The 25,299-nt window shown below is 38.9% G+C and carries 20 protein-coding genes; 11 read left to right on the top strand and 9 right to left on the bottom strand.

All coding sequences use genetic code 11. The annotated features are described in order from the left end of the window. Window positions 1-11: 11 nt before the first annotated feature. Both B3394_RS04910 and B3394_RS04915 read left to right on the top strand, forming a co-directional pair. Complete coding sequence (locus B3394_RS04910) at window positions 12-1,175, top strand: T9SS type A sorting domain-containing protein (protein WP_177730122.1); 1,164 nt, start codon at window positions 12-14, stop codon at window positions 1,173-1,175. Window positions 1,176-1,396: 221 nt separating this feature from the next. After that, window positions 1,397-2,035 (top strand): fascin domain-containing protein, encoded by a 639-nt coding sequence (locus B3394_RS04915; RefSeq protein ID WP_286913668.1) that lies wholly within the window; start codon window positions 1,397-1,399, stop codon window positions 2,033-2,035. Between the two features lie 31 nt (window positions 2,036-2,066). Here the strand turns inward: B3394_RS04915 and B3394_RS04920 are convergent, their stop codons facing one another. The 3 genes from B3394_RS04920 to B3394_RS04930 all read right to left on the bottom strand — a co-directional run bounded on the left by B3394_RS04920 (window position 2,067) and on the right by B3394_RS04930 (window position 4,103). Next, on the bottom strand, window positions 2,067-2,588 hold the full coding sequence (locus tag B3394_RS04920; protein WP_273244970.1) for a hypothetical protein: 522 nt from the start codon (window positions 2,586-2,588) through the stop codon (window positions 2,067-2,069). Window positions 2,589-2,605: 17 nt separating this feature from the next. Beyond that, window positions 2,606-3,511, bottom strand: a complete 906-nt coding sequence (locus tag B3394_RS04925; protein ID WP_286913673.1) for an OmpA family protein — start codon at window positions 3,509-3,511, stop codon at window positions 2,606-2,608. Between the two features lie 115 nt (window positions 3,512-3,626). After that, complete coding sequence (locus B3394_RS04930) at window positions 3,627-4,103, bottom strand: TspO/MBR family protein (RefSeq protein ID WP_177730118.1); 477 nt, start codon at window positions 4,101-4,103, stop codon at window positions 3,627-3,629. 97 nt (window positions 4,104-4,200) lie between these two features. On the opposite strand from B3394_RS04930, the gene mvaD reads away from it, so the two are divergent. The 5 genes from mvaD (at window position 4,201) to B3394_RS04955 (ending at window position 8,676) form a co-directional block, all read left to right on the top strand. Continuing rightward, a complete protein-coding gene (mvaD, locus tag B3394_RS04935; protein ID WP_286913675.1) occupies window positions 4,201-5,286 on the top strand; it encodes a diphosphomevalonate decarboxylase in 1,086 nt (361 codons plus the stop codon). Window positions 5,287-5,365: 79 nt separating this feature from the next. Then, complete coding sequence (locus tag B3394_RS04940; protein WP_177730116.1) at window positions 5,366-6,304, top strand: mevalonate kinase family protein; 939 nt, start codon at window positions 5,366-5,368, stop codon at window positions 6,302-6,304. Between the two features lie 66 nt (window positions 6,305-6,370). After that, on the top strand, window positions 6,371-7,291 hold the full coding sequence (locus B3394_RS04945; RefSeq protein WP_177730115.1) for a geranylgeranylglycerol-phosphate geranylgeranyltransferase: 921 nt from the start codon (window positions 6,371-6,373) through the stop codon (window positions 7,289-7,291). Between the two features lie 79 nt (window positions 7,292-7,370). Further along, window positions 7,371-8,270, top strand: coding sequence for a pseudouridine synthase (locus B3394_RS04950; protein ID WP_286913677.1), 900 nt, complete (start codon window positions 7,371-7,373; stop codon window positions 8,268-8,270). Between the two features lie 43 nt (window positions 8,271-8,313). Further along, window positions 8,314-8,676, top strand: a complete 363-nt coding sequence (locus B3394_RS04955) for a nuclear transport factor 2 family protein (protein ID WP_177730113.1) — start codon at window positions 8,314-8,316, stop codon at window positions 8,674-8,676. 48 nt (window positions 8,677-8,724) lie between these two features. Here the strand turns inward: B3394_RS04955 and B3394_RS04960 are convergent, their stop codons facing one another. Continuing rightward, the gene (locus B3394_RS04960; RefSeq protein ID WP_286913682.1) at window positions 8,725-10,869 is read right to left on the bottom strand and encodes a M3 family metallopeptidase; all 2,145 of its coding nucleotides are present in this window, start codon (window positions 10,867-10,869) and stop codon (window positions 8,725-8,727) included. 144 nt (window positions 10,870-11,013) lie between these two features. Here B3394_RS04960 and B3394_RS04965 point away from each other — a divergent pair, with 144 nt between their 5' ends. The 4 genes from B3394_RS04965 (at window position 11,014) to B3394_RS04980 (ending at window position 18,333) form a co-directional block, all read left to right on the top strand. After that, the gene (locus B3394_RS04965; protein ID WP_286913688.1) at window positions 11,014-13,854 is read left to right on the top strand and encodes an AsmA family protein; all 2,841 of its coding nucleotides are present in this window, start codon (window positions 11,014-11,016) and stop codon (window positions 13,852-13,854) included. Between the two features lie 216 nt (window positions 13,855-14,070). Next, a complete protein-coding gene (locus B3394_RS04970; protein WP_177730111.1) occupies window positions 14,071-15,069 on the top strand; it encodes a hypothetical protein in 999 nt (332 codons plus the stop codon). Window positions 15,070-15,184: 115 nt separating this feature from the next. Further along, window positions 15,185-17,122: a hypothetical protein gene (locus B3394_RS04975; protein WP_286913692.1), complete on the top strand. Its 1,938-nt coding sequence runs from the start codon at window positions 15,185-15,187 to the stop codon at window positions 17,120-17,122. A gap of 11 nt (window positions 17,123-17,133) precedes the next feature. Beyond that, window positions 17,134-18,333, top strand: a complete 1,200-nt coding sequence (locus B3394_RS04980; protein WP_286913696.1) for a hypothetical protein — start codon at window positions 17,134-17,136, stop codon at window positions 18,331-18,333. Between the two features lie 472 nt (window positions 18,334-18,805). Here the strand turns inward: B3394_RS04980 and B3394_RS04985 are convergent, their stop codons facing one another. The 5 genes from B3394_RS04985 to B3394_RS05005 all read right to left on the bottom strand — a co-directional run bounded on the left by B3394_RS04985 (window position 18,806) and on the right by B3394_RS05005 (window position 25,081). Then, window positions 18,806-20,563 (bottom strand): flavin monoamine oxidase family protein, encoded by a 1,758-nt coding sequence (locus B3394_RS04985; protein WP_286913706.1) that lies wholly within the window; start codon window positions 20,561-20,563, stop codon window positions 18,806-18,808. A 17-nt stretch (window positions 20,564-20,580) separates the two neighbouring features. Further along, complete coding sequence (locus tag B3394_RS04990) at window positions 20,581-21,777, bottom strand: FAD-dependent oxidoreductase (protein WP_177730109.1); 1,197 nt, start codon at window positions 21,775-21,777, stop codon at window positions 20,581-20,583. Window positions 21,778-22,089: 312 nt separating this feature from the next. Beyond that, window positions 22,090-22,995, bottom strand: a complete 906-nt coding sequence (locus B3394_RS04995) for a hypothetical protein (protein ID WP_286913713.1) — start codon at window positions 22,993-22,995, stop codon at window positions 22,090-22,092. Beyond that, on the bottom strand, window positions 22,982-24,082 hold the full coding sequence (locus tag B3394_RS05000; protein WP_286913717.1) for an RNA polymerase sigma factor: 1,101 nt from the start codon (window positions 24,080-24,082) through the stop codon (window positions 22,982-22,984). Before B3394_RS05000 ends, B3394_RS04995 begins: the two co-directional genes overlap by 14 nt. Before the next feature lie 3 nt (window positions 24,083-24,085). Next, complete coding sequence (locus B3394_RS05005) at window positions 24,086-25,081, bottom strand: hypothetical protein (protein WP_286913721.1); 996 nt, start codon at window positions 25,079-25,081, stop codon at window positions 24,086-24,088. Between the last annotated feature and the right edge of the window lie 218 nt (window positions 25,082-25,299).

Consider the following 25,299-nt stretch of genomic DNA (forward strand, 5'->3'; position numbering starts at 1 on the left):
AAACACATAACATGAAAAAAATTATTTTTAACCTAAAAACAAGAGTTGCTTTTTGCTGTCTGTTTTTAATTTCTGCCTTTGCAGTGAATGCACAAACCCTTAGTCTGGGGACTACTAATGCCGTTAGTGTGTCGGGACCAACTATTTCCGGAGGAGCCTATAACTACAATGTTGTAATTCCTTTTTATGCAACCGATCTTACCGGGACATTCAGTTTAACTTATGCCAGCACTTATACTTGCGGACAGGGGTATTTTAAATACATCACCCTGAATAAAAGTACCGGAGCATTCGTTGCCAATTCCAGTAACAGTAATTCGGTTAGCATCGTGCCGGGAAACATGCCGGTTGGAACAAACAGCTATGTGATGCGTGTGTATTGTGCCAATGGAGCACCGGATCTGCCGTCAATACTAAAAGCAACGTTAAACATTAATATAACGGTAACAAAAGAGGCGACACCTGCTGTAAACCTATCGTTTGCTCCTTATTGTAAATATGTAGCCCATTCGAATCCGCAGGTATACAGCGGTTATATCGGATTTAATGTTTCCGGGAATTATGCCAATGCTTCCAAGTTATATTTAAGAGTAACGAATACGGCTTCTGCCTGCCCGACAGCAGATTATCCGTTAACCTATTTAAATACATCCGGTTCCGCAACGGCTACGGTTGGACCGGGAATGAGCTTCTATGATTGTGCTGCCAATACGGCCTATACGATCCAATTGGTCTACAAGAGCGGAGCAACCGTATATGTAATACCAAGCGGCAGTTACGGATGGACCAATTATACCTGGACCAAAACCTTTAAAAACTGTATGAATGTATTACAGCCGGATCCGGGACCATTTGAGCCGGCATTCGGGAAAACGGCCGCTACAAACGAAATGGCAATTACCGATCCTAACGATCAGAACAGAACCAATAAAAAAGGTAAATACAGCCTGTACCCAATTCCGGTTACCACTACGTTGAGTGTACTTCCTGTAGAAGATGGCAAGCTTGTTAGCATCCGCGTTTACGATTTTAACGGCATCGCTCAGGTGTCTAAAGTATTGGATAGCAAAGCAGGTTTGCAGCAGCTGGATGTTACTGCGCTGAAGCCGGGTATTTATTTTGCACAAATAGAAACCAGTGAGGGTGTTTTTGTAGAAAAGATCGTTAAGAATTAAAGATAATCCTGTGAAAAAGGCGGTTCATACGAACCGCTTTTTTTATGAAACAAGCATAGTAAAGAGTTTTAGGGCAGTTGGTGCACGATTATTTTTTTAACAGGAAAAAACAAAACGTTTTTCGTCACTATTTTATATGGTATTCGTCACAAAGCATTGATTTTAAAAGGATTTTTGTGTTTTTGAAAATAGTTTTGCAGCATTAACCTTAAAAACATTTTATGAAAAAAATTTCAAAATTATTGCTTGTTTTAGCCGTAGGACTTATGGCTTCCTGCCAAACAGAGGATGTAACTTCTGTACAAAATGATGAACTTTCCGGGACACAGGAAAAAACCGGAAGCCGTTACATGAGTTATGGCGATGTGGTGACAATAAACTACAATCTTACCCGTAAATTTCTTACGGCGGAATCCAATGGGGATGCTACAATCAATAAACTATGGAACACCACAGCACCGTGGCTGAACGATGTTTGGATGCCCTGGGCAAAATTCAAAATTGTAAACCCGAATAATGTGAATTCTACAGCCGAAGTGAAAACCGGGGATGAAGTTGCGTTCCGATCCTTGCAGAATAATATGTATTTAGTAGCAGAGTCAGTAGATGATGATGTGAATGTAAACAGAACGGTTATAGGACCATGGGAAAAATGGAGAGTATATCCGCCGAGTAATGTAACCACAGGAAAATCGGTTTTCTACAGTTCGGTTGGTTACCTGGCTTCGGTATCGCTTTTATCGGTTTGGGATAAATATTTGCGTCCGGATGCTGCTAATAATGCTAAAGCAGGTGCCAGTTTTGATCCGACGGTTAGTGTATTGGCAAATGCCAATTGTTTTACACTATCAAAACAATAATTGAAAAAGGCTGTCAAACGACAGCCTTTTTTTATTCTTTTCCTCCATCCAGCTGTTCCTGCCAGTCTTTTAGTTCCTGCCATTTTCCTTCATAGGCCATACGTGCCTGACGCGGCCAGGTAGCAGGATTGTGAATAACGAAACGTTCGCCGGCTTTGTGTAAGATCTCATTGCACCGGTCTACCGATATTTCAGAAAGTGCCTTCCAGGAGAATATGCCGGAAGTGTTGAATAATTCTTCTATTTTCGGACCAATGCCTTCAATTATTTTTAAGTCGTTTTCCACTATTTTTCTTCCGAAAACAGTAGCGGCCACAGTACCGTCAAAAGGTACTATAGCAGCGGCAAAGCCCATGGACGAACCGGTTCCTTTTGCTTTTAAAGCTTCCAGTTCGGCGGAAAGATTTACGGATTTTGTGCGGCATTTGTCTAATTCATGCTGTAATTGCTTAGTGTTATCGTTTTTTGAAGCGCTCACTTTTCCAAGTAAATAGCCTAATAATGCGCAGATTAAGCCTACTAAAATCGGGATGATTATACAAGGTGTATTCATAGTTTATAAATATTAGGTTAGTTAATTTTTACAACAGTTCGTCTGTTTTTTGCCTGTCCTTCTTTAGTGGCATTATCCATTAAAGGATTATCCGGGCCTTTTGAGGTGCTGTTTATTTTTTCGGCAGCAATGCCGTTATTCACCAGATAGCTTTTGGCAAAATCGGCGCGTTTTTGTCCCAGATGGATATTGGTTTCCCTGTTGCCGATATTGTCGGTATAGCCCACCACATCGAGTTTGGCATTTTCCACATGATCAATATAGTGGAGCATGTCGGCTACTTTCTGACGGTCTTCTGCCGTTAAATCAATCTGGGTTTGCCCGGTATTGAAATAAAGCGTTAACGGGCTGGCGTTGATTTTCTCTTTTAAAGCCTTCCAGTCTGCTGCCGGAGTGGCGGTTGCTGCAGCCTGTTCCAGAACGGTAAAAGCAACCGGGCCGAATAAAGTGTCGTTCGTGATGCTTAAATCGTCTTTTACTTCACCGTTTATTTCAATTTTGGCCGATGAAATGCCCTGGGCAACAAAATAATTCTTCACATCATTTGCGCGGGCGAAACCTAAATTGGGAAACATGGAGTTATTGACTTCGTCTTTTGTGGCAAAACCGGTAATTTTAAGGGTATTTCCACCCTTGTCAAAGAGTGTTTTGAGGGACGTGATCCCTAAGTTGATCGAGTCGTTTACCGGAAGTAATTTTTTAAAATCATTCTTTAAAAAGTTGAAATTGCTTTGGGTGGTAAAGTCTATTCCGTTGCCTTTTAATAAAAATGGAGATGTAGGAGGCAGATTGTCCTGAACTGTTGCAACGTCTTTTTTACAACACGCCCGGTCACAATTCATACAGCAAAGTCTGTGATATAAGAAACAACCGATAATTATGGTTGCCAGTATACCGAGAAGATAGGTGGCTTTTTTTGACATATCGATTAAATTTGAATGTTTAAATCAAATTTAACAAAAAATACCTATTATGTTTTAAATAAAAGTTAAAAAGATAATTTTTTAATTATTTTAATCCTTTGAGATTGAATATTTTTTATTTGTTCAGCAGCCATATATTGGCATTTAAAACGCCTGCAAAAGTAACCCAGGCTAAATAGGGCAATAATAAATAACCGGCAATTTTATTGATTTTCTTAAATTGTATATAGGTTTCGTAGATCATCAGCCATAATAAGATCAGCTCTACCATAGCCAGAAGGATGTTGTGCAACCCAAAAAACAGGTACGACCATAAAGCATTCAGCGCGAGTTGGATCGCAAAAAAGATCAAAGCTTTTTTAACGGCTTCTTTTTCAAAATCAATCCGGTTCCATACTAAACCGGCTGCAATGCCCATCATGATATATAAGGTTGACCATACCGGAGGAAATAACCAGTTGGGCGGATTGAAAGACGGTTTTACCAAAGTAGGATACCATGTTTCAATACTGGCGCGGGTAACAATGCCGGAGAAATAACCGATAACCAGACAGGTAACAACAACCATTAAGATGCGGGTGATTTTTTTCATGATGCAGATTTTGAGCTTCAAAAATAAGCTAATTCTGTCGAATTTTTCCAATTAAAGAATATCTCAAAAAAAGTATCTTTGCCTAAATTTTTGATTTATGTTTTTAGAAAAGGATTTTGTTTATCACGCTGCGTTGACAACAATTGATAGTGGAAGTTTTGAGTGGAGTGCACCCAGTAATATTGCTTTAGTGAAATATTGGGGGAAAAAGGACAACCAGATTCCGGCCAATCCTTCAATAAGTCTGACCCTTAACAATTGTAAGACCATAACCAAACTGGCTTTTGCAGCAAAAGAAGACAAAACAGCTTTTTCTTTTGACTTGCTGTTTGAAGGAGCGGTAAAAGAAGCTTTTAAACCGAAAATTCAGAAATTTTTTGAGCGGATCGAACCGTATTGTCCGTATCTGAAAAACTTCCATTTCACAATAGATACCTTAAATACATTTCCGCACAGTTCCGGTATTGCTTCTTCCGCATCGGGTATGGCCGCTTTGGCGATGAACATCATGAGCCTTGAAAAAGCCTTGAATCCGGAAATGAACGACGATTATTTTTACCGGAAAGCCTCTTTCCTGGCGCGATTGGGTTCCGGAAGTGCCTGCAGAAGCGTAAAGGGAAGTGTTGTGGTATGGGGAGAACAAAAAGATATTTCCGAAAGCTCCGATTTATACGGAGTGACTTTTCCTTCGGAAATTCACGACCATTTTAAAAATTACCAGGATACGATTCTTTTGGTGGACAAAGGTGAGAAACAGGTTTCCAGTACGGTAGGACATGATCTAATGTTCGGGCATCCGTATGCCGAAAGACGCTTTGAACAGGCGCATACCAATCTGTCGTTAATGAAAACCATCCTGGAAAACGGCGATGTGGCAGAATTTATTAAAATTGTGGAAAGCGAAGCATTGACGCTGCATGCGATGATGATGACTTCGATGCCGTATTATATACTGATGAAACCCAATACGCTGGAAATTATTAACAGCATCTGGAAATTCAGGAATGCTACCGGTATTCCGGTTTGTTTTACGTTAGACGCCGGTGCAAATGTACACGTGCTTTACCCTCAGAATGTAAAGGAAAAGGTGCTGGAATTTATTACCAAAGAATTAATTGGCTATTGTGAAAACAGTCAGTACATTTGTGACGAAATTGGAACGGGATCCGAAAGGATAAAATAAACCATTTTAATAAAACTTTTTCAGTACCTTTATACTAATATTTCATTGTATAGCGTTACTAAAAGCAGGAAACAGAACTATGAAAGGACCACTTTTTTACTCAAAAATTTTACTCTTCGGAGAATACGGAATCATTAAAGACTCTAAAGGCTTATCTATTCCTTATAATTTTTACAACGGAGCTTTAAAAGTTGCTGAAAACCCAACGGAAGAATCTGAAAAATCCAATGCAAGTCTGAAACGTTTTGCATCTTATCTGGATGATCTTCAGGAAGAATATCCGGAATTGGTGACCTTTAATATAGCGGCTTTAAATGCCGATGTGGAACGCGGTATGTACTTTGATTCCAGTATCCCGCAGGGATACGGAGTAGGAAGCAGCGGTGCTTTGGTAGCGGCGATTTACGATAAATATGCCCATAATAAGATAACGGTTCTGGAAAACCTGACCCGTGAGAAACTATTGCAGTTAAAAAATATCTTTGCCCAGATGGAATCGTTTTTCCATGGCAAAAGCTCCGGTCTGGATCCTTTAAACAGTTATTTGAGCCTGCCGATTTTAATTAACTCAAAAGACAATATCGAACCAACGGGAATTCCGTCGCAAAGTACGCAGGGCAAAGGCGCTGTGTTCCTGATTGATTCCGGAATTGTAGGCGAAACTGCCCCGATGGTGAATATCTTTATGGAAAACCTGAAAGATCAGGGATTCCGAAAAATGCTGAAAACACAATTTGTAAAATATACCGATGCCTGTGTGGAAAACTTCCTGCATGGCGATATGAAATCCTTGTTTTCGAACACCAAAAAACTTTCCAAAGTGGTGTTGAATAACTTTAAACCGATGATTCCGGAGCAATTCCACCAGGTATGGCAAAAAGGAATCGATACCAACGATTACTACCTTAAACTGTGCGGTTCCGGCGGTGGCGGTTATATTTTAGGATTTACACAAAATCTGGAAAAAGCTAAAGAATCCTTAAAAGATTATAAACTAGAAGTGGTTTACCAATTCTAATTCGTAACTTTTTTGCGTTATTTGGAAGACGTTCCGAATATCGAGAACTTTAACTGCTAGCCTATAATGCTTACCCGTAAATCCAAATTGACTTTAATGAAAATCCTCAGTTTGTTTTCTGTGGTACGTGGTTATAATATTCCTGTAATAGTTTTAGCACAATATTTATCGTCAATTTTTATACTCGCACCCGAAGAACGGGCGCTGGACATTATATTGGACTGGCGGCTGTTTATCATTGTGTTCGTGTCGACGTTAAGCATTGCTTCCGGTTATATCATCAATAATTTTTATGATGCCCAGAAAGATTTAATCAACCGTCCCAACAAATCCATGCTGGACCGTCTGGTAAGCCAGAAAACCAAACTAAAGGTTTATTTCGGACTTAATTTCCTGGCAACCGCTTTGGCTTATATTGTTTCCTGGCGTGCCGCATTTTTCTTTGCAACCTATATTTTCCTGATCTGGTTTTATTCCCACAAGCTTAAAAAATATCCGATAATCGGGAACCTTACGGCAGCATTACTGGCCGTATTGCCGTTTTTCGGAATACTCCTGTATTTTAAAAACTTCTACCATGTGATCTTCGCCCATGCCGGCTTTTTGTTTTTACTGATGCTGATCCGGGAAATGATCAAAGACCTTGAAAATATCAAAGGCGATGTCGCTTCGAACTACCAGACAATACCGGTTCGTTTCGGAGAAAAAATATCCAAACAGATCATTACCGTATTAACGATAGCCACAATTTTACCGGTTTTTATCCTGGTTGAAAAATATGATGTGGGTTATATGGACATCTATTTTTATGTCGCCCTGATCATTCTGATGTACTTTATCCGGCTGTTATGGAAATCGGAAACACAGCGCCAGTACATCCAGCTGCACAATATTTTAAAATCACTTATTGTGGCAGGAGTGTTCTGTATTGTGCTGATTGACCCTACCGTTTTGGTCAATGGGAAGAAACTGCTTTCCTGTCTGTAAACCGTATTTCCATCTTTAAAACATACTTTTTCAGTACACAACGAGATAAATACTATCTTTGCAAAAATTTTTTAGCGAAATGAATAACGGAAAAGGAAATAATAAAAGAGGTACTTCATCGGGAAAACCAAGTTTCGGGCCTAAAAAGGCTAAGCCATCGGGAGGTTCTTCTTTTAAGAAAGATGATAAGAAAGGTGGTTTTTCAAAACCAAAACCTTCTTTTGACAGAAAACCAAAGGCACCTAAAGCTCCAAAAACACCAGGTAATCCGGACGAAATACGTTTAAATAAATACATCTCTAATTCCGGAGTTTGCTCCCGTCGTGATGCGGATATTTATATCCAGTCCGGAAACGTAAAAGTTAACGGTGAAGTGATCACAGAAATGGGATACAAAGTGAAACTGAATGATGTGGTGAATTTTGACGGAACGGTAATCACTCCTGAGAAAAAAGAATATATCCTGTTGAATAAGCCAAAAGGATTTACAACAGCCGGCGACGGTGATGTAAACACCAGTAATGTACTGGATTTGGTGCGTAATGCTACAAGAGCAAGATTGCAGGCGGTAGGGCGTATGGATAAAACAACCACCGGTTTGTTATTGTTTACCAATGATACCGACATGGTTCGTAAATTTACGATCCCGAACCAGCGTTCTTCAAAAGTGTACCAGATATCGTTAGATAAAAACCTGAAATACGAAGACCTGGAAAAAGTGGCAGGCGGACTGACAATAGAAAATCACCGTGCTTTTGTAGAAGAGATCTCCTATATTGAAGAACAGCCAAAGAGTGAAATCGGGTTAAAAATGAAAACATCCAACGTAAAAGTGGTACGTTCTATCTTCGAACATTTGGGATATGATGTTTTAAAAGTGGACCGTGTTGTTTTTGCCGGATTAACGAAAAAGAACCTGCCAAGAGGAAACTGGCGTTTCTTAACAGAACAAGAAATTATCAATTTAAAGAATATATAATGATAAATCCTGAAGCGCGCTTCGGGATTTTTTTACACCTTTTATGACATCTGAAACATTACAATCGATTGCTTTTCGCTGGTTTGAAGCTTTTAATACCAAGCAGCTTGACAAATTGTTATCCTTATATGACGACGACGCAAAACATTTCAGCCCGAAATTAAAGATCCATCAGCCGGAGACCAATGGTCTGGTGGTAGGAAAAGAAGCAATGCGTGCCTGGTGGCAGGATGCTTTTGACCGTTTGCCTGGTCTGCACTATAAAGTAACATCGCTTACGGCCAATACCGACAGGATTTTTATGGAATACATCCGACAGGTAAACGGAGAAGAAGATATGTTGGTTGCAGAAGTGCTCGACGTTAAAAACGGAAAAATAATCGCTTCCCGTGTGTATCACGGATAAAACATAAAAAAGCCCCGGATATCCGGGGCTTTTTTTATGACAGCTTTCTTAGTTCTTTAATAACTTCGCACCATTATTAAGACCTCTTTTGTTTAATAAAGGAGTAATATTAGGTTCTTCACCTCTGAATTTTTTATACAAAATCATCGGATCTTCCGTTCCTCCTTTTTCAAGGACGTATTTACGGAACGCTTTTGCTTTTTCCTGGTTGAATAATGTCGTGCTTTTGAACGCTTCAAAAGCATCCGTGTCCAACACACCGGACCAGATATAGCTGTAATATCCTGCCGAATATCCGCCGGAGAAAATATGACTGAAGTAGGTACTTCTGTAACGCGGAATGATCGCACCGGTCAATCCGATTTTTTTCATTGCATTGGCTTCAAAAGTATTGGCATCCTGGCTGATATTCCCGGTTTGGGTATGGTATTCCATGTCCAGTAAAGAAGCTGCTAAATATTCTACCGTAGCAAAACCCTGATCAAAAGTTCCTGACTTTTGTAATTTTTCGATCAAAGCATCCGGGATTACCGCTCCGGTCTGGTAATGCTTCGCATACATTTTTAATACTTCCGGTTCGGCAGCCCAGTTTTCCATTACCTGCGATGGTAATTCTACAAAATCTCTCGGTACCGCAGTTCCTGCCATACTCTGGTAGTTCACATTCGAAAGCAATCCGTGTAAGGCATGTCCGAATTCATGGAAAAAAGTAGTTGTTTCGTCAAAAGTTAACAAGGTAGGTGCATCTCCGACCGGTTTGGAATAATTGCAGACAATGGAGATTACCGGAGGAATACGTTTGCCGTTTTCCATGCGCTGCGGACGGTATGAAGTCATCCAGGCACCGCCGTTTTTAGAAGAACGGGAATAGAAATCCATATATAAGGTACCCACTTCCGTGCCGTCTTTTTCCATAACTTTCCATACCGTAACATCGTCATGGTATTTTGGAACATCTTTCAGTTCTTCAAATTTTAAACCGTATAGGTTTTCCGTAACTTTAAAAATCCCTTTCTGAACATTGGCTATGCTGAAATACGGTTTTACTTCCTGCTCATCCAGGTTGTAACGCTCCTTGCGGATTTTTTCGGTATAGTAACGCCAGTCATACGGCTGTACTTCACCGGAAACACCGTCGGCAGCCATCATTTTTTTAATATCTGCCGTTTCCTGTTTGGACTTCTCCAAAGCCGGTTTCCATAACTTGTTCAGTAATTCTGTCGCTTTTTCAGGTGTTTTGGCCATACTTTCTTCCAGTACGTAGGCTGCATGGTTTTTATAGCCCAATATGCGTGCTTTTTCACCGCGAAGATTTGCCATCTGGATCACGTTCTGTTTGTTGTCAAACTCATTGTTGTTGTTACCGCGATTCTGGTATGCGGTCCAGATTTGCTTGCGCAGTTCGCGATTGTCGGCATATTGCAGAAATGGCATTACGCTGGAATTGCTCAGAGTGAACACCCATTTGCCTTCTTTTCCGGTCGCTTTAGCCTTGGCAGCAGCAGCAATGATTAATTCATCCGGCAATCCGGCCAGGTCTGTTTTTTTGTCGATAACCAATTCGTAAGCATTGTTTTCTTTCAGGATGTTGTTTCCGAATTTTAACGACAATAGGGACAGTTCACTGTTGATCTTACGCAGTTTTTCTTTATCGGTTTCCGATAAATTAGCGCCGCTTCTCACGAAGGCTTTGTATTTTTTCTCCAGTAAACGGGTTTGTTCCGGAGTGAGTTTTAAGGTTTTTTGTGCATCCCAAACTGCTTTTACACGCGCGAATAATTTTTCGTTCAGGTAAATGTTATCGTTGTGTTTGGAAGAAATAGGTGCCATTTCCTGGGCAATGGCCTGTAACTGGTCGTTTGTATTGGCAGAACTCATGTTGCCGAAAACGGTCGCTACCCTGTTTAATAACTGTCCGGCATTTTCAAGTGCCAGTATGGTATTGTCGAAAGTCGGTTTGGCCGGATTGTCTGCAATGGCATCGATCTCTTTTTGATGCACTTTGATACCTTCCAGCAATGCCGGTTTGAAATGTTCGTTTTTTATTAAATGAAACGGAGGAACTTCATAGGGAGTGTTGTAGGCTGCCAAAAGCGGATTGGTCGGGTCTCCGTTTTTTTCAGACCTATCGTCATTCCCCGAAAGCAGGGACATTCCTACGGTAGTAAGAATCAGAACAGTTTTTGTAATCATGAGGATTATTTTGATTAGTTTGACATGTAAAAATAACAGAAAAAGCCATAAGAGCAGATTCTCCAACATTTTGTTAACGAATTTTTATGAAGTCAATAAGGAATATTCTGTTAAAATTTCAAAATTAGATAGTACTTTTGCAGTATGAAAAGCAACATTAAAAATATAGCCCTCAAGACAGTAAAGATTACAGGGATAACCATTGTAAGTATATTACTGCTTTTATTTTTAATTCCGTTATTATTTCCGGGGACCATTGCCGAACAGGTAAAGAAGGCTGCCAACGAAAAACTGGATGGGGAACTGGACTTTAAAGAAACGCATTTGTCTTTCTACAAGCATTTCCCGTCGCTTACGGTTTCGCTGGACGAATTTTCATTGAAAGGCTCGGCGCCCTACAGAAATGAAACATTGGTTGCGGCCAAAGAGGTGGCTTTCGGGATCAACCTGAAACGCCTTATTTTTGACAACCAGGTTAGTATTGATGAGATCTATCTGTCCGATGGACTTGCCAATATTATGGTTGACGAAAAAGGACGGGCGAATTACAACGTTTATATTTCCAACGCACCGAAAACAACTTCCGATACAACTTCTGCTTCCATCCGCCTGGACAGAATCGAGATAAAGAATGTACACTTAAAATATACCGACCTTTCTGCCAAACTGGCCATTGAGGCAAAAGACTTTAATTATATCGGAAAAGGCGATTTGGATAAATCCATATTCGACCTGACGACCAAAGCACGGATCGGCTCACTGGATCTGGCTTTTGACGGGGAAACCTATCTGAAAAACAAAGTAGTTAACGCCGATCTGTTAACCCGTATCAACACCAATTCCTTATCGTTTGTATTCCAGCAGAACAACCTGAAAATTAATAAACTTCCCGTCCAGTTTATCGGGAAACTGAATTTCTTAAAAGACGGATACGATATTGATATCCATGTGGAAACAAAAGACAGTAAGCTGAATGACCTGTTTACCGCTTTGCCGCCGGCTTATGTGACCTGGCTGGAAAAAACAAAAGTAGAAGGGCAGACCGATGTGCTGTTCACCTTTAAAGGGATTTATAATGCTTCGCAAAACAAAAAACCGGATCTGGGTCTGGATGTGAATATCCGTGACGGTTTTATCGCTTATAAAGACACGCCGTTTCCAACATCGAACATCTTTTTAAAACTAAAAACCCGATTGCCGTCTTTGGATCCGAACCTGTTGGAGATCGACATGGATTCCATCCATTTTAATGTCGGGAAAGATTTTATGAAAGGAAAACTGTATTCGAAAGGAACTAAGAGCATCGCTTTGGATACGGATATGAAGGCTAAACTGGATTTGGAGAAACTGAATCGTGCGTTGGGTCTGGAAAAAGTAGAATTAAAAGGATTGCTTACTTCCAGCATAAAAGCCAAAGGCGATTATGATGCCGCTAAAAAGCTGTTCCCGGTTACCGATGGTTTTATAGCCGTTCAAAGCGGAAGGCTGAAAACACCATATTACCCGAATCCGATTGATTCGATCCGGATCAATGCAAGAATAAAAAATACGACCGGAAGCTATAAAGACCTGATGGTTAAAGTAACGCCGGCATCGTTCCATTTTGAAGGAAACCCGATATATGTGGCTGCCGATTTATACAATTTCGAAGACCTGGCGTATAAAGTAAAAGCCAAAGGCGAAATTGATGTGGCAAAAGTGTACAAGGTGTTTAAACAGGAAGGACTGGACGTTAAAGGATATATCAAGGCCGATTTGTTTTTACAGGGGAAACAGAGCTATGCAACTTCCGGGCAATACGGTAAAATGAACAACAAAGGGACGTTATTGCTGCGGGATATCAATGCGAAATCACAGTTTTTCCCGAAACCGTTCCTGATCAAAGAAGGACAGTTCAAATTTGACCGCGATAAGATGTTTTTCAATACATTCCTGGCAAGTTACGGACAGTCGGATTTTGCGCTTAACGGACAGTTGCAGAACGTTATCAATTTTGTACTCAATGATAAGAGTGTACTAAAAGGAAATTTTACGGTTAACTCCGGTTTGTTAAATATTAATGAATTTATGGCTTATAATCCGGAAGGCAATAAAAGCAATAATTCGAAAGTGAGTGCAAAACAGGCACCGCCAAAACAAGCTACCGGTGTTGTTATGGTACCGTCCAACCTGGATGTTTCGGTTACTGCAAATGCTAAGAAAGTGGATTATGACGGCTTGTTACTGGACAATATGACCGGGAAAGCCATCGTTCGGAAAGGAAAGCTGATATTGCGTAATGCCGGTTTTGGGATCATTGGCAGCCGGATGGCTATTGACGGGGTTTATAATGCGGTAACAGCCGATAAAGCCGATTTTAATTTGCATTACTGCGCCAAAGACTTCGATGTACAGCGTGCTTATAAGGAAGTGAAATTATTCCGTGATCTGGCTACCTCTGCCGAAAAAGCAGAAGGAATTATCGGAGTGGATTACCGGTTACGGGGTGTGCTGGATAACAGCATGCAGCCGATAATGCCTTCGTTAAAAGGACAGGGAACACTGTCTGTCCGGAAAGTGAAGATCAGCGGACTGAAACTGTTTTCGGCTATCAGTAAGAAAACAGGTTCTGACGGTATTGATAATCCGGATCTGAGCGAAGTGGAAATCAACTCAAAAATTAAAAATAACGTTATTACGATTGATGAAACATTAATCAAAGTAGCCTTATTCCGATTGAAATTTAAAGGGGAAACCAACTTTGCCGGACAGATGAATCTGAAAATGCGTCTGGGACTGCCGCCATTCGGATTAATCGGTATTCCGGTAGTGATCACCGGTAATAAAGACAATCCAAAAGTGAAAGTGTTTAGCAAAACCGGAGAAGACGTACAGGAAACGGAATATAAAGGCAATGTGCCCAATACACCAGTTACGCCGGGCGAACCGAAAGCACCGAACAGCAATGATGCGAAAGACGTAAAAGATACCCAAAAAGAAAATTAAACAGCAGCCACTCGAATGAGTGGTTTTTTTGTAGCCTCAAATTTTGATGTATAATGAATGGGTGAGAATGATCTTTTTATTAAGTTTACATAACCACAATTTTAATAAGCTTAGAATTACAAAATGATTTTTTTGAAATAGAAAAAGCAAAATTCCCAAAAGAAAACAGATTTCAGATTATTTAGAGGATTTTAAAATGCTATAAATTGATATTGAATGGAAAAATCAGCCCCAAAACCGGTAAACAGGATCAGCCATTTCATCTGGATGGTATGGGTCGGAACCTTGATTTTAACCTCCTGCTCCGGAGTTCAGAATACCCGGTTAAGATCACAGCTGTACACGAGCAACTGCAACCAGCAGAATGTGTATAACTATACCGTTGCAGCGATGCCCAAACCGATACACACCATCGAGGTGGATACGGTACTGAAATCCCGCTTCAGCTTTAAAAGCCTGAATGCGGCAAATGCCATCGGAATTTTGGACCTGGTAGCGGAATATGTGACGGCACAAAAAAAGTACAGCGAAAATAAAAGCATTGAAAACAGGCTTTCCATCCTGGAAATGTCTCAAAAAATAAACCAGCGGATCAATATGGCGTCACTGGAAGTTTCGGCAGTTTCTTCGGAGATGGATTGTGAAGAGGAACGTACGAGCCAGATTGCCGACTATCTGAGCGGAAAAGAGGATGAAACGGAAAGTAAGCTAACGGTGGGCGCTATAGTAGTGGGCGCAGCCGGAGCCATCGCTTCGGGTTTGCTGATTAATGAAGGAAATGTCGGGGATTATATCGGTATCGGAACCGGGATTACCGAAGCAACTTTCGGATTCCTGATCTTGCGGAACAAACGGAATATCGAGTTTTACCATTCCCGCAATGCCCTGAAAGATATCTGGGAAGGCGGACCGACCTCTGTGATTTTTCCGCCGGCAGTATGGTATTACCTGAATTATCACAATCCGAACGAACCGGACAAGGTTTCTTTTCGCCGGGAAATTATTGAGAAATGGATGAATTTCGGACAGATCGAATACGAGCGTTCCAAAAAGAAAACACAGTTGATCGAACTGTATTTTGGAAAAGGCGGTAAATATTCGGCACAGGAACTGGACAATCGTGCCAATATGTATGACCAGCTGGAATCGCAGATCAACCTGATGAAACAGGATTTAAAAGCCCTGTCAATGGAACTGGAAAACCTGAAAATATAAATAATTAGATTTATTATCTATAGTTTATAATTATCTTTAAGGAGATATTTTATAGTTTTAAATATTTCTAGAGAAGCCAATAAATAATTGTTAAAGAGAAGAGTAAATTATCAAAATGAAGCATAGAACTAAATTTATATTATTCCTATTATTCAGTTTTATATTAAGTTATTCGCAAGTGAATATATATGTATCTCCAAATGGATTAGATACTAATAATGGACTATCGGTAGAAACAGCTGTAAAAAACATTAAGAAAGGAAAGGAAATAGCAAGAGGGTTAATTGGCAATACAGCAATGACAAATGATATTGTTGTAAATATTTTACCTGGTGAGTATGTTTTAAATGAAACTTTGGTTTTTGATTCAAATGATGGAGGAAATAATGGATATTATATTATCTATAAAGCTTTTGATAGTTCCAATAAGCCTACAATTACTGGAGGTCAGAAAATTACAGGTTGGTTGCTTCATGACCCATTGAAAAATATATGGAAAGCAACAATTAATAGTGGTTTGTTTTCCAGGCAGTTATATGTTAATGGGGTAAAGGCATTTAGAGCGAGGAGTGAAGATAATTTTAATTTATTTGAAACGACTAACGGGTATTTTTCTACATGTAATGACTTTTCTACATGGGAAAATGTTAAAGACTTAGAGATTGTTTCTTGTATAAATTGGAAGACACATAGAATTCCGGTTGAATCTGTTTGTAAAAATAGACTTGTGATAAATTCTGCTTTTTGGGAATTTATACATTTAGAGAAACCTTTTAAAAGCGCACCAGTCAGATGGTTAGAAAATTCATATAACCTTATTGATAAAGAAAATGAATGGTTTATAGACAAAGCTAATCATGTTGTATACTATAAACCTTCTAATGCAATAACAACGCAAAATGCTATTAATGGATTAAATATTATAATTCCGAAATTAGAAAAACTAATAGATTGTAGAGGAACAAATGAAGCCAACGTTAGGAATATAAAGTTTATAGATCTTAATTTTTGCTACACTACATGGAATAAACCGTCGGAATTAAATACTTCAACGAATACTAATTATGGTTTTTCAACCAATTATGGAGCAGACGATACTTATCCTGTACAAATACCTGGAGCAATAGCGTTTATTTATAGTAAGAATATATATATTATAAAAAACAGCATTAGTCATATTGGTTCTACGGGGTTGTCTTTTTTAGTTGGATCTAGTAATAATGTGATTTGTAATAATCGGGTTGAAGATATTTCAGGTAGTGGAATTTATTTAGGAGATTATTTAAACTGGCCAGACCCATGTAAAAATCCAGATCTGGATCCTGCATATTATGCTGCAAATTGTATTGGTGTTAATCATAATAGTGATTTACTTGAAAATAATCAGATTACAAATAATTTAGTGAGTAATGTAGCTAATGAATATTATAGTTGTAGTGGAATAAATGTCTCTTTTGCCCGCCAAACAATTGTAAACCAAAATACAGTAACTAACTTTCCATATACTGGAATTTCTTTTGGTTGGGGATCAAACAGATATATCGATCATGGAATCAATAATAAAATAATTAATAATAAAGTAGACTGTTATGCACAGTTTATGGGTGATGGAGGGGGAATATATACATTGAGTAATTTAGGGAACAGTACAAATAGAGCTGAAATAAGTCATAATTATATATTGAATCAAACATCCTATTTGGGGGCTATATATTTAGATCAGGCATCTAGTAATATTGATATTCATGATAACGTCATAGATATACAACCGAGTGTTATAATTCCTGAAACAAAACAATGTATAGATAATATTGTGAGAGCTATCAATTGTCCGACATCTACATCAGCTTTGGCTATTATATATAGATCCTACAATGTTAGTATTTACAATAATTATTATAACAACAGGTACTCATTGCTTTCAAATGTGAATTATGATTCTGCGATGAATATTAATTATAATAATAACTATGGATTTGTAGGTTTTTTGAATCATTCACAGAATTCTATAATTATGAACTCTGGGCAACAATCAAATTTTAACTGTAATTAAAATTAAAAAATATGAAATTAAACTTTATAACGTTTCTGATTTTATTTGGGTTTACAACATCAATTTCATTTTCTCAATGTAATATTCCGGTTACTTTTCCTGCATCTAATGATTTGGGAGCTGGAGGAACTTTTTGTTTAGATGGTTCTCCGGATGATTCTACTCCATCTAGAAAAATTTGTTTTGAAAATTTAGAAGGAAATCTAAATTTGATATATAAGGAAGATTATAATAATAAATTGTTTTCTTTTTTTAATAATGGAACATTAAAAATTGGGGATAAAACTAATAATAGTGAGTCAAAATTAATAATTCAAGGTCCGGGTTTACCTGTTGGTAATCTTAGCAGAAGAGATATTTCTTTTGAGTTTAGTAATGGAGGAAGTGCGAAAGTGAGATCCTTTAGAGGTAATTCATGGGAGACAACTTTACAGTTTTTAACAAATTCGGCTAGTGCTACTGGTGATACACCTTCGGTTAGAATGCAAATCGGAGAGAACGGGAATGTAGGAATTGGTACTGTAACACCGAGTGAATTGTTAGAAGTTAATGGGAATGTTAAAATAAATAGTAATTATTTTAAGTTCTCTCCTGCTACTAATACTGATGCAGTTATACAGCGAACGACTTCGGGGAATTTAATTGTTAATTCCGGAGGAGGGACGTCTTCTTTATATCTGAATTTTTCACAAGGTTATGGAGCGGGTAATAATGGCGTAAATATTTTTGATGGGGGCTCTACAAATTTTGCAAAATTATGGATAACGAAAGGTAGCGGAACTGGATTAGAATCAGTAGGTGGTAATTTGGTCATAAGCCCTTCAGGAGGAAGGGTTATAATTTCTGACATTACGAATACTGCTTTGAAAATCCCGGATGGTAATTATAAATTAATAGTCCAAAATGGTATATTGACAGATAAAGTGAAAGTAGCTGTCCAAAATTCAACAAATTGGTCTGACTTTGTTTTTGATAAAGATCATAATCTAGTGTCTCTATATGAAGTTGAAAAATATATTTTAAAGAATCGACACTTGCCCAATATACCATCAGCGGAGAAATTGATCAAGGATGGACTGGATATTGCAGAAATGCAAGCTAGACAAATGGAGAAAATTGAAGAGTTAACGCTCTATCTGATTGAGATGAGAAAAGAAATAGATTCTTTAAAAAAGGAAAATTTAGAATTGAGAAATATGAATTCTAAATAAAGGTTATAAAAAAGAGTTGTTTATTTTGGGCTTTATCTAATTGTTTTTTAGAAGGGCAATATTTGACTAACTTAACTTTAACGAGTGGAAGTTTTAATACTCCATTGCTTGGTGAAAACATTATAACTATTTCAACTTTGGTAATAACGATATTAAGTTAAATTAGATGCTCATCTGATTATAGTTATATAGGGCTTAATCATCCGGGTTTTATTGTTATTTCAATAACAGGGATGTTTTTATATTAAGACACAAAATTTTCTGTATCAGAAACAGATTTTCATGATAAACCCTTTGAAATCTATAGGTAAGAATTGTGTCAAAAAACTCTTGCCTTGACAAAAAAAACACTAAGAAATGACGAAGGTAAAAAAGAAAAATTAAAACAATAGTTTTAAGGAAGTGATTAAAAATCCGAATCCTAACTTTTGAGGATTCGGATTTGATTTATCTGTTTATTTTTAATAGAAATTTACCATCCTAAATAATATTCCGGACTAAGCCAAAACGGACGTTCCATTCCGAAATATTCCTGAAGCATTTTTTCGGCTTCACAAAATGCGCCTTCAACCCATCCCTGCTGGTCGGAATAAGCTTCTCCGCAAATATGGATCTGCTCGTCGGCTTTTGGTTTGCGCATATACGGCATCACGTGTTTTACCGAATAACCGGCTTTCCAAGCGTGGTAACCGGCACCGAAAGGATCGTCTGTCCAGTCTTTAAAATAGGTTACATACGGTTCCGGTATGGTAACATCGTCGCCGTGTAGCTCGCGAAGCTGGTTCATTACTTCACCCACCATCATTTTGGTTGCCTGCACATCATTTAACTGAAGCAGCTCTTTTAATGATGCCGATTTTGCCGGTTTAACCTCAAACAGTATTTTGTCGTCAGAAAGGGCTTTCCAGAACGTTTCCGTTTCCATATCGCCATAACTGCCCAATAGCATGGAGTTATCGTTATTAGGGTCGGTGCCGAAATAGTAACACTGGCGCATTGGTAAATCGGTAATGGAGTGGCCGGAATCTATTCCCAGCTCTTTCCACCACGGATAAGGGAAGCCCATTAATATTTTAAAGGACGGTTCCATAATTACCGAACGGATATTTTTGTTGAGCACCTCATTTTCATTAATGTCAAAAAAGAAGTTTTCCTGATCCAGAAGTTCCAGGGATCTTCTCGGCATTGCCAGAACCAGCGTATTGGCATATACTTTCCATTGGGTGTTTGTTTTCAGATTCAGGAACGTAAGCTCATATTTGTGAGTGCCGATTTTGTGGTTTTTGCTAAACGTTATTAATTTGTTTTCCGACCAGATGCAGGCACCGTCATTTTCCATATAAGTATTGGCAAGGGCATAGGCAATGCTGTCGTAACCTTCTTTAATGGTTTTGTAAACCGGGTTTGAAGAAAAGTCACCAACCATATACGGAAACGCTTCGGCCGAATTCCAGTTGATTGTATTGGAATAATAACCGCCGGCATTGGCTAAAAACTCATAGCCTTCCTGGGAAACCTGATCCTTGATTAAATTCCAGAAACCGATATCGTTTACTTTTCGTTTATTATACGGAGAATTGTCAAAAAGGTAGGTTAATTCCGGTTTGATATCATCCCATTCGCGGCTGGTAATTTTAAACGAATAGTCGTATTCGGAAGTTTTTTCAACCTTGTCGGAATAATTCTTAACAAACCAGGGATCGGCCATTAAAACATCATAAATGATTTTATTGAATAACTGGTCCGAACTGAAACCGAAATCGTCTTCATTTAAATAATAACGGGTCTGCAGTTTTTTACCGGCATCCTGAGCCACATTCCAAGCGTCCTGTTTGCAGCGTTCTTTTCGCAGATACATCAGTAATTTGGATGGATCTCCCATTGGGAACGGTTCCGGTGTCATGGTGCCGGATAATATCGGGATGCGTTTGGTTACACCGCCTTCGGTAACCGGATAACCTTCAATCAGGGTGGTCACAATGTCTTGTGAGGTCAGGTAACGCATGCCGCCTAACTCTCCCCAGAAATCCATTCCGGGCAGAACTACCGATTCCAGTCGGCCGCCCAGTTTGCTGTTCATATCAAAGATCTGTACCTGATTGGCTTTGAATTTTTTATCCTGTACCAATCGGTAAGCGGTGTATAAACCGGAAGTTCCGGCGCCTATAATGGCTACTTCTATTTTTAAATCGGGATGCTTACCCGAATTTAAAGGAGTGTTTTTATTCATGGATATTAGCGGTTAAGTTAAAATGCTTTAAAAAATCGATCTCCTAACTGGAAAGGAGAAATGTCGAATGCGGTAGTGCCGTCCAGGGCCATATCGGACAAAATTTTACCCAGGAAAGGCGTGAATTTCGCGGCCCATCCGGTTGCGTAGACAACAATGTTTTTATGATTGGGGACATAATAGGGGGCAAAATCGATCAATAACTCTTTATTCGGGATTTTACTCAGGGCAATCAGACAGGTGGATGTATAGTACGGTTCCGGATCTAATCCCGTCATGTGATCTTTAATCCATTGGGAAGTATAGGCAAGCTCCTGTTCGTTAGGAATAAAGCTTCTGTCGTTCGGTTCCGGAATATCGTTGATAACGAAATCGGGTGCAACCCTGATGTATTCCGGGTGATCCCAGTCTACTTCCGGGAAGCCGTAAAACTGGTTGCCGTTTTCTCCTTCCGGATTCTGGAACACAAACCAGGTTGGGTACTGTATGGAAGGATCTGTCTTTTTAAAATAGGCAGATGCCATATTCCAGTAAGTTGCCTCTATCGTAAAATGCAGTAAATTAATAATGCTGTTTACATAAGGTCCCGGTACCACTACAATTTTTTTGGAAATATACACGCCGTTAGGAGTGGTGACTTCAAACAAATGGTCGGCCTGTTTGATTTTAATCACTGGAGACTGCTCTTCTAAGGTTGTATGAGGGTCTTTCTTACAAAGTTCCAATAATGTTTCTATCGTGGCTTTAAAATTGATACTGGCGCCGTCCGGCTGGAACAGGCCGGTATAGGTTTCCGGTAAATTTTTAAAATGGTATTTTTCTTCTATTTCTTTTGACGTTAGCGTTGTGTAAGGCACGTTCAGGGCTTCCAAAGCCTTTTCGGCTTCGGCAATATTGCCTTCGGTAGAATGAACAGCCGGATCGCCAAACCAGAGTGTGCCAACCTTGTCACGCAATGGTACGGAAGTATGACTTTGCAGTTCTTCCCAGAAAGGTTCCGAGTCCAGAGCCATCTGTACCATATATTCTTCCGGATACGGAATTCGGAACTGACGCGAAACCCCGGCAGAACTGCCTTGCTGGTTCACAAATGTAAATTGCTCTAAAACCAGTGTGCGGGCTTTTCGTTTGCCCAGGTGATAGGCTGTAGCCAGGCCCATAGCACCACCGCCCATGACAATCACATCATAGTGGTTGTTTGTATTTTCTTTCATAACGATATTTGTTGTGTGGTTTAGTGTTATCGCTTTCAAAAGGAATACAGTCTGTATTGCCTTTTGAAGAGGAATAGCGTGAAGCTATCCGTTTCAATATGAAGATAAAATTAGGGGCAAATTTTAAAGCGTTTGCCAGTATAAACACCTGTTTTTAACACTTTCCGGCTACGAAGAAAATGCTGTTTGGCAATAGAAAGTACGCGGTTTAATGACCGCAATGCAGACAGTTGTCCGGTAACTATTTATAGCAGGACTACAGGAAAAGAGGTAGATTTCCGGGTGTTTTAGGAATGGTGCTCCGGGAGTATTTTATAAGCTATAAATGAGCTGCAATAAGAATTTGTTTTCGGTAAATGTATTTTTGGTTTTAAAGAATTGATTTTTATCATCACTCTTGCTGAAAAATAAATGATTGGATTTTCCGGAGTTAAAATGCAGGGCAACCGAAATGTGGCTTGATATGGCATACTGCAATTCAACAAGGTAGCCTATCTGTAGTGCTTCGGCTTTAAAACGCTGTGTCTCGTCAAAGATTAAAGGCAGCTTTCCGGAAGAACCGATAAACTGGGCTTTATAAGTGCTTGTGCTGGCAAACGCCCCTATGGAAGGCGTGAATTTGTTTATTCTGTAATAGAGTTGAACCGGAAGCTGTAGTTGGAAATTTTTGTTGTCAATAGCCTGGAAAAGTTTAGGGGCATTATTGTTTGTAAAATAATAACCGTTAAGAATACCGTCATTTTGTGAGGCATTGAACGAGAAGGAACCCATCCAATAAAAGGCGTCAATTCCTATTCCAACAGAAAAACCGGAATTAAAAAGGGTTTTTCGTGTCCAGATGCCCAAACCAATACCGGTAGTATTCGGAGCATTAATTTCTTTAAACAGACTGTTGCGGGCGATACCAAGATGCAATTTTCCTCCAAAAAACCAGGTTTGTTTTTTCTCTTTATCCATTCGTTTTTTATCGGTGACCAGAATAAGAGTGTCGATTGCGACCTGGAATTTTTTTCCGTTTTGAACCAATTCCAGTTTGTCTTTTTTATTGGTTTCCGAAGTAAAAACGGCTTTGTCTATTTTGGTAAACGGTTTTTCTACAAAAACAGTGTCGTATACAACGACCTCTTCATAAACAAAAATAGTGTCTGTTTTTTTTTCCTGAGAAAAAACAAAACCGGTAAAGGCTAATAAAAAGATCAGGATTTTATCTCGTAACATAAATAGTGTCTTTTTTTACAATTTGTTTCTTAATGACAACTACTTTTTGAGGTTCTTCTTTTATCGAATCTTTTTGTGTTGTAACTATTGGGCTTGCCGTAGTATTCGGAGCATTATTTTTTAAAACCGTTGCTTTTTCCGGAGTGGAAACGGCTTTCGTTCTATCTGGTTTTGGAGTGCTGGTAGTTTTGTTTTGTACGGAATCTGTTGTGTTTACCAGTAATTGATCTGTAGTGGTGTTTTTTACCGGTTTCATATTGGATTCCGGTTCATTTTTTGGTGAAATAGTTTTATGGTTGTAGGTATAAGCATAAAAAATAACCCCGATTATCCCTGATAAAACAATGCTTGCAGCTATGGTCCTTGATGCGGAAGCTATTTTAGGTAAACCGATAAACTCGTTTGGAATGAGTGATTTTTCCGGATTTAATTCTAATTTTTTCTGTGGTTTTATTTCAAAATCCCGGAACTGTTTTTGGCAATAATTGGCAAACATCTGGTTTCCGAATCCCAGGAAAAGTAAAAAAGCAATGCGGCGTTTCTTTTTCTTGTCAACCGGTTTTCCCTGTATTTTTTCGAGTAAAAATGCCTGAATCGCTTTCCGGGCTCTGGACAGATGTGATTTTGAAGTGCCGGTTGAGATATGGAGTATTTTGCCAATTTCACTATGCGAAAACTGGTCGATGACATATAGGTTAAAAACGGATTTATGATGTTCCGGCAATTGATCGATTGCTTCTAAGATGTCATTTTTTTCTAAATCAGAAGTCAGAAGGATGCTTTTGATATCGGTTTCTAAGGTGTTCATAAGTGTAGTTGAATCAACAATTTCATAGTCCTGATCGGTTGAGAAGTTTATTTTTTTGGTCTCTTTTAAATGATGGATAGCCATGTTAATCACAATTCTGCTTAACCAGCCATTTAAAGCGTTTGCGTCTTTCAGCGTGTTTTCCTTTTGGATTGCCACAATAAAAGAATCCTGGATAATATCTTCGGCAGTGGCAAGATCTTTTATATACCTGCGACAAATCCCCAGTAATTTTGGGGATGTGCTGATGTAAATTTCATTCCAGTTGAAGGTTGCCATATTCTAATTTTGAACCACAAAAACCGACATAAATGTGCCATCGGAGTCATTTATATGCATCGTTTCCACGCCGTTTACAATTAAATAGCTGCTATAACCATCACCTAATGCTGCCTGTGTTATCTTGTAGGCACCATTGTTTTGCATTTTAAAATCGACAATACCTCCCAACTCCGGCTGACTGTTGTCGAATACAACGCTGTTTTTGTAAATGGTGTTAGAACCGTTTGTAAGATACATGTCATTTGCAAAATACATTTTTGTAATTCCGTTTATGGGTGCCGGAAGCGAGGTTTCGGAGCTGGTGTTTATGTTTTTATAATAACCGGTATTATTCAATACTCCGTAGGCAAATGCTTCGTTGTTGCTTACGGCCAGACCGTTTATTATGGCATTTGGAATCTCGTTAAAAACGCTGTTTGCATAATAGCCATTAATTGTTTCGTTGCCGCTGCCTGAAGCTGTTATATAAACATTGTTATTTAGCACTTTTATTTTAGGCAGGTTATGCACGTGGCTGCCATAATTGCGAACGCTTGTTTTAACGCCGTTTTTCCAATAGGCAAGCGTATAGTCATCAAAAGTTATGATCGGTTTTTTTGTGTAGCCAACAAAATAAACATCATTTCCGATTATTTCCATATCAGTAATGCTCACCACCTGTTCCTCATTTGTGCTTAAGCTGGTTTTCAGATTTGTGAAAACCCCGTTTTTCCAAAACATCGGAACTGTTTCGAGAACCGTTGTTCCAACGCCTATACCCAAAACATAAACATTGCTGTTTGCTACGATCACTTTGTTTGCCATAGTGCCCGAATAGCCTCCGGAATCTAATGTATTAGGCTGGTTGTTTTTCCAATAACAGGCCTGACTGTCTTTTTGACCGGCAACATAAACCTCTGCAGCATTGGTGGCTGTCGAATTAAAAATCAGGTCCTCACTACAGGACGTTTGTAATAAACCGGTTGCCAGGATTAGAACAAGTAGTATTTTTTTCATAATAAAAATAAATTAGGTTAATATACTTTAAATTTATTATAAGAGTGAAAAATCAATAAGGGTTGCAGTAAATAAATAAAAATAAAGCAAAAAAACAGCTCCGGATATAATGGAATCAGAATTGCTGATCTTGATTTTAATGTAAAGCAGTAGTTTTTTGAGAAGTATATAAGAGTGCAGGTATTGCTAAAAAGACAAAACGCTTTGACGTGTTGTTT

Source organism: Flavobacterium sp. UBA4197 (assembly GCF_002379575.1).
Classification (GTDB): Bacteria; Bacteroidota; Bacteroidia; order Flavobacteriales; family Flavobacteriaceae; genus Flavobacterium; species Flavobacterium inviolabile.

Excerpts from the sequence above, each read along its gene's own strand:
- B3394_RS04930 (WP_177730118.1), bottom strand. The coding sequence starts at position 4,103 with ATGAAAAAAATCACCCGCATCTTAATGGTTGTTGTTACCTGTCTGGTT.
- B3394_RS04965 (WP_286913688.1), top strand. The coding sequence starts at position 11,014 with ATGAAAAGCAACATTAAAAATATAGCCCTCAAGACAGTAAAGATTACA.
- B3394_RS04940 (WP_177730116.1), top strand. The coding sequence starts at position 5,366 with ATGAAAGGACCACTTTTTTACTCAAAAATTTTACTCTTCGGAGAATAC.
- B3394_RS04975 (WP_286913692.1), top strand. The coding sequence starts at position 15,185 with ATGAAGCATAGAACTAAATTTATATTATTCCTATTATTCAGTTTTATA.
- B3394_RS04910 (WP_177730122.1), top strand. The coding sequence starts at position 12 with ATGAAAAAAATTATTTTTAACCTAAAAACAAGAGTTGCTTTTTGCTGT.
- B3394_RS04980 (WP_286913696.1), top strand. The coding sequence starts at position 17,134 with ATGAAATTAAACTTTATAACGTTTCTGATTTTATTTGGGTTTACAACA.
- B3394_RS05005 (WP_286913721.1), bottom strand. The coding sequence starts at position 25,081 with ATGAAAAAAATACTACTTGTTCTAATCCTGGCAACCGGTTTATTACAA.
- B3394_RS05000 (WP_286913717.1), bottom strand. The coding sequence starts at position 24,082 with ATGGCAACCTTCAACTGGAATGAAATTTACATCAGCACATCCCCAAAA.
- B3394_RS04925 (WP_286913673.1), bottom strand. The coding sequence starts at position 3,511 with ATGTCAAAAAAAGCCACCTATCTTCTCGGTATACTGGCAACCATAATT.
- B3394_RS04985 (WP_286913706.1), bottom strand. The coding sequence starts at position 20,563 with ATGAATAAAAACACTCCTTTAAATTCGGGTAAGCATCCCGATTTAAAA.
- B3394_RS04955 (WP_177730113.1), top strand. The coding sequence starts at position 8,314 with ATGACATCTGAAACATTACAATCGATTGCTTTTCGCTGGTTTGAAGCT.
- B3394_RS04945 (WP_177730115.1), top strand. The coding sequence starts at position 6,371 with ATGCTTACCCGTAAATCCAAATTGACTTTAATGAAAATCCTCAGTTTG.
- B3394_RS04990 (WP_177730109.1), bottom strand. The coding sequence starts at position 21,777 with ATGAAAGAAAATACAAACAACCACTATGATGTGATTGTCATGGGCGGT.
- B3394_RS04970 (WP_177730111.1), top strand. The coding sequence starts at position 14,071 with ATGGAAAAATCAGCCCCAAAACCGGTAAACAGGATCAGCCATTTCATC.
- mvaD (WP_286913675.1), top strand. The coding sequence starts at position 4,201 with ATGTTTTTAGAAAAGGATTTTGTTTATCACGCTGCGTTGACAACAATT.
- B3394_RS04915 (WP_286913668.1), top strand. The coding sequence starts at position 1,397 with ATGAAAAAAATTTCAAAATTATTGCTTGTTTTAGCCGTAGGACTTATG.
- B3394_RS04950 (WP_286913677.1), top strand. The coding sequence starts at position 7,371 with ATGAATAACGGAAAAGGAAATAATAAAAGAGGTACTTCATCGGGAAAA.
- B3394_RS04995 (WP_286913713.1), bottom strand. The coding sequence starts at position 22,995 with ATGTTACGAGATAAAATCCTGATCTTTTTATTAGCCTTTACCGGTTTT.
- B3394_RS04960 (WP_286913682.1), bottom strand. The coding sequence starts at position 10,869 with ATGATTACAAAAACTGTTCTGATTCTTACTACCGTAGGAATGTCCCTG.
- B3394_RS04920 (WP_273244970.1), bottom strand. The coding sequence starts at position 2,588 with ATGAATACACCTTGTATAATCATCCCGATTTTAGTAGGCTTAATCTGC.